This window comes from Paenibacillus chibensis (genome assembly GCF_004001045.1).
GTDB classification, from domain to species: domain Bacteria; phylum Bacillota; class Bacilli; order Paenibacillales; family Paenibacillaceae; genus Paenibacillus_AQ; species Paenibacillus_AQ chibensis.
In genome coordinates, this window is sequence record NZ_BIMK01000012.1 from 89,254 (window position 1) to 95,253 (window position 6,000).

5 protein-coding genes are annotated in these 6,000 nt (G+C 52.6%); 4 read left to right on the top strand and 1 reads right to left on the bottom strand.

Going from position 1 to position 6,000, the window contains the following annotated elements; all coding sequences use genetic code 11:
- Window positions 1-36: 36 nt before the first annotated feature.
- Window positions 37-681, bottom strand: coding sequence for a DUF6385 domain-containing protein (locus tag PCH05_RS11895; protein WP_174806256.1), 645 nt, complete (start codon window positions 679-681; stop codon window positions 37-39).
- A 137-nt stretch (window positions 682-818) separates the two neighbouring features.
- On the opposite strand from PCH05_RS11895, the gene tnpA reads away from it, so the two are divergent.
- From tnpA to PCH05_RS11915, 4 genes are all read left to right on the top strand, one after another.
- Window positions 819-1,145 (top strand): IS66 family insertion sequence element accessory protein TnpA, encoded by a 327-nt coding sequence (tnpA, locus tag PCH05_RS11900; protein ID WP_127602607.1) that lies wholly within the window; start codon window positions 819-821, stop codon window positions 1,143-1,145.
- Window positions 1,139-1,492 carry an IS66 family insertion sequence element accessory protein TnpB gene (gene tnpB / locus PCH05_RS11905; RefSeq protein WP_127602608.1) on the top strand — a complete coding sequence of 118 codons (354 nt, stop codon included), beginning with the start codon at window positions 1,139-1,141 and terminating at the stop codon, window positions 1,490-1,492. The genes tnpA and tnpB overlap by 7 nt, the downstream gene beginning before the upstream one ends.
- A gap of 71 nt (window positions 1,493-1,563) precedes the next feature.
- Window positions 1,564-3,117, top strand: coding sequence for an IS66 family transposase (tnpC, locus tag PCH05_RS11910; protein WP_127602609.1), 1,554 nt, complete (start codon window positions 1,564-1,566; stop codon window positions 3,115-3,117).
- 479 nt (window positions 3,118-3,596) lie between these two features.
- Window positions 3,597-5,921, top strand: coding sequence for a DNA topoisomerase 3 (locus tag PCH05_RS11915; protein ID WP_127602610.1), 2,325 nt, complete (start codon window positions 3,597-3,599; stop codon window positions 5,919-5,921).
- Window positions 5,922-6,000 lie beyond the last annotated feature (79 nt).

The following is a 6,000-nucleotide window of genomic DNA, read 5'->3' on the forward strand; positions in this document are numbered from 1 at the left end:
TCTCATCCTTTGTATAATGTATTAACGCCTCAGGACTTAAGTTCCTTGAGCATCAAGGATGACGTTAATGGTTGATGGCAGTCCGGTGCTGGCCGATTGATAGGACAAACGTGTATATTTCAGGAACCGGGCGGGTACAAGCACATCCACAGAACCGGATGGGAGCGGGTTGTCGCCGGTGGTGTCGACGTAGTAATGCGTGCCGTCTGCGCTGATTTCGACCTGGGTATTTACCGGATTAGCTCCACTGTTGTAAACAAAGAAGGAATACACTCCGAGCACGCTTGTTGTAACGGCGGGCAGCGGTGTTAGAGTATCGGCTGTGGTTATGCCCAGCGTCGGCTGCTCGATAAAGCTTTTTTGCGAAATGGAAGTAATGCTGCTCAGAGTACCCGCGGTAATGGTGGCGCCAAGAATGCTAGTGATCGTGCCGTTCAGGATGTTGGTAACGGTACCGGCCGAGGAAAGAGTACCCGCGGTGATAGTAGCCCCAAGCACGCTTGAAATCGTGCCGTTCAGGATGTTGGTGACGGTACCAGCGGAGGAGAGAGTACCCGCGGTAACGGTAGCCCCAAGCACGCTGGAAATCGTGCCGTTCAGGATGTTGGTAACCGTACCAGCGGAGGAGAGAGTACCCGCGGTAATGGTGGCGCCGAGCACATTAGAAATAGTCCCATTCAAGATAATCGTGGTCAGATTACCGGCTGTGTCCGTGGCAACGAGCCGGTTTGTATGTAAGCGTCAAATCCTCCCCACCTTCGCGTGCCTACATTTACGTGAGATAATCCTCCTCAGAATCATATCGGGGAGGTTTATTCATGACCAGAGAAGATGTCCAAAAGAAATGGGAAGCTCGCGTCGCCACATTCCGCGCTAGCGGAGAGAAGGTAACGAAATGGTGCAAAGTCAATAAGGTAGACCGCCGTCAACTTTATACTTGGATGAAGCGGTTAGATGGATCATCCGGGAACACAGTAAGCCGTAAGCCACCCTCTTTCATCAACGTCGCCCTTACCCCTGAAGCAGAAACGAAACGGCTCACTTCCATTCACATTAAGCTCGGCACAGCCGTTATCGAAGTTGAGCCTGGCTTCAACCCCACCCTGCTCCGAGAAGTTGTGAAAGCGCTGGAGGTCATATGCTAAGCGAGTTGACCAGCCGTCAGGTGTATTTGGCTTGCGGCAGTACGGATTTGCGCAAGTCCATCGACGGACTCGCCGCGCTCGTGCAGGAAGGACTCGGGCTGAATCCTTTCTCTCCCTGTTTGTTCGTCTTCTGCAACCGGGAACGCAACAAGCTCAAAATGCTGTATTGGGAGCATAACGGTTTCTGGCTGTTCTACCGCAGGCTGGAGCGTGGTACGTTCCAATGGCCGAAAGATCAGAGAGCGCCGGTTACGGTCACGACCCGCGAACTCCGCTGGTTACTGGATGGACTTTCACTCTCACAGCGTCAAGCGCACTCGAAAGTAACGGCCACTACCGTGATTTAGCAATCTATTCCTTACGGAAATGGACAATTATTCCGGCAGGTATCATCCTGCTCTTCTCGAATCATAAACGTATGGAAAATAGAACGGAATCCCCCACAGTCGAAGTTCTCCAACAACAAGTCGCCGAGCTCTCTGCTAAACTCAAGTGGTACGAGGAGCAGTTCCGTCTGGCGCAGCAAAAGCGCTTCGGCGCTTCCAGCGAGAAGACAAATCCAGATCAGATGGAACTGAATCTATTCAACGAAGCTGAAGTGCTGGCTACGCCTGTCGGACAAGAGCCGCCTACAGAGAAAATTACGTACGAGCGCCGCAAACAGACGGGCAAGCGTGAAGACGACTTCTCCGACTTGCCGGTAGAGACCATCGTGTACAAGCTCGAGGAAGGCGAACAGTCCTGCGCTTGCTGTGGCGGCTCGCTACATGAGATGACGACCGAGATGCGTAGCGAGATCGCGCTGGTGCCCCCGCAGGTCAAGGTCATGCGGCATATTCGTCAAGTCTATGCTTGTCGCCACTGCGAGCGTCATGAGATCAAGACGCCCGTCGTCACTGCGCCCATGCCAAAGCCCGTCTATCCGGGAAGTCTGGCTTCGCCGTCTAGCATGGCCTATGTCATGAGTCAGAAGTATGTGGACGGCTTGCCCTTGTACCGACAAGAGCAGCACTTCGCGCGTCTTGGCTATACGTTGTCTCGCCAGACAATGGCGAACTGGATGATGTACGGTGCGGAGCATTGGCTGTATCCGTTGTTCGCCGCCATGAAAGCCTATCTGCTGCGACAAGAAGTGTTGCATGCCGATGAGACGACGCTTCAAGTGTTGCGGGAAGAGGGGAAGTCTGCGGAATCAATGTCCTACCTGTGGCTGTATCGTACCGGACGCGATGTGTCGCCGGCGGTGCTCTACGAGTACCAACGGACCCGGGGCGGCGAGCATCCGCGTAATTTCCTGTCCGGATTCAAAGGTTATTTGCATGTGGATGGATACGCCGGGTACCACAAGGTGGCGGACGTGACGCTCGTCGGTTGTTGGGCACATGCCCGGCGCAAGTACGACGAGGCGCTGAAGGCAGGGCCGCCAGAGATGGGCAAACTGGGAACCGTTGCAGGACAGGGGCTCGCCTACTGCAATCAGTTGTACGCGATTGAACGGGAACTTGCCGAAGTATCCCCTGAGGAGCGACATACCAAGAGGCAAGAGCGAAGTCTGCCTGTGCTTAACGCCTTTCACGCATGGCTGAAGGAGCAACGGTCCAAAACCTTGCCGAAGAGCCTGTCCGGCCAAGCGATCGCCTACAGCTTGAATCAGTGGGACAAGTTGACCGCGTTCTTAGCGGATGGACGGCTGGAGCTCGATAATAATCGGAGCGAGCGGTCGATTAAGCCGTTCGTGATCGGGCGTAAAAACTGGCTGTTCGCCAACACGCCACGCGGTGCTAAAGCTAGCGCGGTGATCTATAGCGTGATCGAATCGGCGAAGGAGAATGGCCTGCATCCGTTCAATTACTTGAAGTACCTCTTCGAGCAATTGCCGCAGATCGCTGGACCGCTCGATGCCGAAGCGCTCGAACCATTCATGCCGTGGTCGGACGTGCTGCCGGATGACTGCCGAATAAGTAAAAAGTAACTATAAGGTTAATCGAACTTCGCTCCCGCCGCTAGGTGGGGGCTATTTGACGCTTACGTTTGTATTGGTGGAGTCACGCCCGTAAATAAGCATACGCAGGTTGTTCGGGTCGTTTTGAAAAACACTATAGTTAGGCATGTCATCATTCCTTTAACCCAAAATGAGAATCATCCTTTCAATTCGGCTTCTTGTTAGGAAGAACATGTATGCATTGATCCATGAAATCAACATCCCTCCTTGCGCGAATAGTCCTCCGTTAATATATGGCTGCGCGACTTTAAGAGAAACGGCATGTGCACGCTGTCATGAGATTTCCTCCGGTTCGCTCACAGGGTCTCTCGCGTTGAAACGATGGGGGGAATATGCTATCATATAAAGTATTCTAATCTATGAAATGAACAACCATGGTCGGGGGAGGATTCCTTTTCTCGGCCTTTTTCATGGGAATTTGAACGTCCAATTGAGGAGAGACGGTACTTTTGAAAACTCTAGTGATTGCTGAAAAACCGGACATGGGACGAAACATTGCGGCGGTCATTGAACCGAAGGCTAAAAATGCCCGCACATACATAGAAGGGGAGCATTACATCATCACGTGGGCGATCGGACATCTGATCGGGCTTGCGGAACCGGATGCGTACGATGATAAATACAAGAGATGGAATATAAACGATTTGCCGATCATTCCCGAGCATTTCAAGCTGAAGCCGAATCCGAAAACCAAAGACCAGCTCAAGGTTATTGCCGAATTGGCCAAGCGCAGCGACAAGCTGATTAACGCCTGTGACGCCGGGCGGGAGGGTCAGCACATTTTCTCTTTGATCCAGCAGCATCTGAAAATGCGCCAGCCAGTCCAGCGTTTGTGGATTTCGGACTTGACGCCGGAAACGATCAAAAAAGGCTTCGAACAGCTCAAGGACGGCAGCGAGTACGAAAATCTGTCCAAAGCGGCCAAGGCGCGCAGCGAGGCGGATTGGCTCATCGGCATGAACGGCTCGCGCGCTTTTACCACCAAGCATAATGTACTTCTCTCGGTCGGTCGTGTACAGACGCCCGTGCTTGCGCTTATTTATGACCGCCAAAAAGAGATCGATGCGTTCGACTCGGCCAAGTTTTATGATGTCGAAGCGTTTTTTAAACAAGGCGATTCCGAATACAAGGGTCTCTGGCAGGGAGAACGGATACAGGATGAAGCGAAGGCCAAAGCGATTGCGGCGAAGGTCCAGGGCAAGGAAGGCAGAATTCAAAGCTATGACGTCAAGGATACCAAGGAGTATCCGTTCAAGCTGTATGATCTCACGCTGCTGCAGCGTGAAGCGAACGCCAAATACGGCTTTTCCGCCAAAAAAACATTGGATCTCGCACAAGCGCTATATGAAAAGCATAAGGTTATCAGTTATCCGAGAACCACGTCGAATTATGTGACGGAGCAGAACATTCCGCAGATGTATAAATCGCTCGACCAGTTTCGGAGTACCGATTATGCCAAATTCGCCGAGCAAGCGGACAAAAAATATGTGCATAAAAACAACAAGTCGGTTTGCAATCCTTCCAAAGTGGAGGATCACCATGCGATATTGCCGACCAATAAAATGGCCAGAAATCTGGCACCTGACGAAGCCAAAGTCTATGACTTGATCGTGCGGCGCTTCCTGTCACACTTTTTCCCACCGGCTGAATACAAGGTGCATACGATCATGACCGAAGTGGAAAAGGAAGAGTTCAAAACAACCATCAAGCAGCTGCTTTCCGAAGGGTGGAAATACATTTACGCCGATCAGAAGAAGGACGCCAAGAAATCCCGTTCCAAAAAAGAAAAAGACGATGACGACGACGCACAAACCGATGAGGAGGTAACCACGCCTTTCCAATTGACTGCAAATGAAGGCGTAATATGCATAAACAGTGAGGCGAAGGAAAAAGAAACCCAGCCGCCGAAGCCCTACACGGAGGGAACGCTGCTGAAAGCGATGGAAAGCGCGGGCAAGCAGATTGAGGATGAGGAGCTGCGGGATGCCATGAAGGATTCCGGACTGGGCACGCCGGCTACACGCGCAGCCATCATCGAACGTCTGAAGCAGGTCGGCTATCTCGTCATGAAGGGGAAACGCATTGTCATCACCCAAAAAGGGAAAATGGCGGTAGAGGTCATTCGCGGTGCAGGCGTGGACCTTCTGACTTCGCCTGAAATGACAGGGCAGTGGGAACGCCGCCTGAACCAGATCGCCAAGGGCTCGGCTTCCGATGAAGCCTTCATGGAGAATGTAAAAAAGTTCGCGACGATGATCATCAGCAAGGTGAAGGTGCAGCGAAGGGTAGCCAAGGAGTCCTTTGAAGACCAACCGGGCGAAGAGGCGAAGCCTGTGCGCAGCCGGAAGACCGCAGCCGCCAAATCCAAGCCAGGCGAAAAAGCAGGGGGAACGAAAACAGCCGCAGCCAAAAGAACGACTCCCAAAGCAGCCTCATCGGGAGACATGACTGCTTCGGCAGCCGTTCAAGTTCAGGCACCGCCGGAGAAGAGAGTCGCCGCTGTCACGGGAATAGCACCCTGTCCAAGTCCGGGCTGCCAAGGCACCTTGATTATGGGCAAGCGCGGCTACGGCTGCTCGCATTATAAAACGGGCTGTACATTCGTGATATGGCGGGATCAATACGGCGTTTCCCTGGAACCGGAAGACATTGCCTCGCTGGCGGTTCACGGAAAAACGTCCCGGATGCTCCAACTCGACGACGGGGGGCAGATCAAGGAAGGGCATTTAATATTGGCCGATCCCGTAACGGGCCAGCTAGGAATGGATTCGTAAGCGATCCGGAAGCAATGGGAATGGAACAGCTCCTGATGAAGCGGGCTGTTCTTTTTTTCAAGATTATAGAATTTATAAA

Excerpts from the sequence above, each read along its gene's own strand:
- tnpA (WP_127602607.1), top strand. The coding sequence starts at position 819 with ATGACCAGAGAAGATGTCCAAAAGAAATGGGAAGCTCGCGTCGCCACA.
- tnpB (WP_127602608.1), top strand. The coding sequence starts at position 1,139 with ATGCTAAGCGAGTTGACCAGCCGTCAGGTGTATTTGGCTTGCGGCAGT.
- tnpC (WP_127602609.1), top strand. The coding sequence starts at position 1,564 with ATGGAAAATAGAACGGAATCCCCCACAGTCGAAGTTCTCCAACAACAA.